Consider the following 1431-nt stretch of genomic DNA (forward strand, 5'->3'; position numbering starts at 1 on the left):
TGAACTGACCCCCAGAAGTTGGACGGTCAACTAAAGCCCGAAGGCCTGGGCTCGGTATTGCACCGGGCTCAGGCCTTTCAGCTTGAGCTTGATACGGTCGTGATTGTAGTAACGGATGTACTGCCGGATGCCGGCCTGCAACTGGTTGATGCTCTCGAAGCGGTTGAGGTGGAAGAACTCTGCCTTGAGCGTGCCGAAGAAGCTTTCCATGGCGGCATTGTCCAGGCAGTTGCCCTTGCGTGACATGCTCTGCGTGACGGACCGGGCGGCCAGCATGCGCCGGTAGTTAGGCTGCTGGTATTGCCAGCCCTGGTCGGAGTGCAGCACGGGGTGCTCCGTCGGCCGCAGCCGCGCCAGCGCCTTCCTCAGCATGCTGCCCACGAGCTGGAACACCGGCCGACGAGCGGTCTCGTAGGCCACGATCTCGCCGTTGTACAGGTCCATCACCGGCGACAGGTACAGTTTCTCGCCACGCACGTTGAACTCGGTCACGTCGGTGACCCACTTCTCGTTCGGACGCTCGGCCTCGAAGCGACGCGCCAACACGTTGGCCGCCACATGATGCGACTGACCTCGGTAGGACCGGTACTTCTTGGCGCGCACGAGCGACTTCAAGCCCAGCGCCTGCATCAGCTTCTGCACCGTCTTGTGATTCACCAGCTCACCCGCCTGGCGCAGCACCACCGTGATCCGGCGGTAGCCATAGCGGCCCTTGTGCAGCACATAGACCGCGTTGATGCGCTGCTTGAGCTCGGCGTACGGGTCCACGGCGCCAAGCGCCTTCAGGTGGTAATAGAACGTGCTGCGCGACAGCTTGGCTGCTCTCAGCAATAGCGCCAGCGGATGACGATGCCTCAACCCTTGGACCATTTGCGCTTTTTCACCAGCGCTTCGGTCCGTTCCGCTTGGATCAAGGCATCGAGTTTTTTTAGGTAATCGAGCTCCGCTCGCAGGTACGCGTTCTCTTGGCGCAACTGCTTCTCTGTCATGTCCTTGGGTGTTGGCTCGGGTGGATACTTGTGTGGCATGGCAGGGCTATCTCGACGTCTGGGCTCCAATGCGCCCATTCCGCCCTCATCATACCCACGACGCCATTTACCGATGGTCCCGGAATCGCCCAAGTTGTAAACCGCCACCGCCTGCCTGTCCGACAAACCGTCCTGCTCGATGCGCTTCAACACCTCGAACTTGAATTGCGCCGAATATCGCTTGCGCGGCCTAACTAAACCGCCCCGTCCATGCAGTTGGTAGACAGCCACCCATCGCCGCAGCAACGAATAGTCCACGCCGACCTCCCGCGCCACTTCCGCGTAACTTTGCTGTTCAGACAGATACCGCCGGACAGCGTCCAGCTTGAACTGCTCGTCGTACTTTGCCATGCAAAAAACCCCCGAAGGTTGGATCAAAGTCCAACTTTCGGGGGTCAGTTCA

At 60.2% G+C, this 1431-nt stretch carries 1 protein-coding gene; it reads right to left on the reverse strand.

Annotation, left to right across the window (positions count from 1 at the left end):
- Window positions 1–30: 30 nt before the first annotated feature.
- Window positions 31–1379, reverse strand: a protein-coding gene (locus HV798_RS31525) for an IS3 family transposase (protein ID WP_425486183.1) whose coding sequence is annotated in 2 segments (ribosomal slippage) — window positions 31–932 and window positions 932–1379 — 1350 coding nt in all. Because the reading frame shifts where the segments join, the coding sequence is not laid out codon by codon here.
- Window positions 1380–1431 lie beyond the last annotated feature (52 nt).

It is taken from the genome of Achromobacter deleyi (assembly GCF_902859705.1).
Lineage (GTDB): Bacteria > Pseudomonadota > Gammaproteobacteria > Burkholderiales > Burkholderiaceae_B > Achromobacter > Achromobacter deleyi.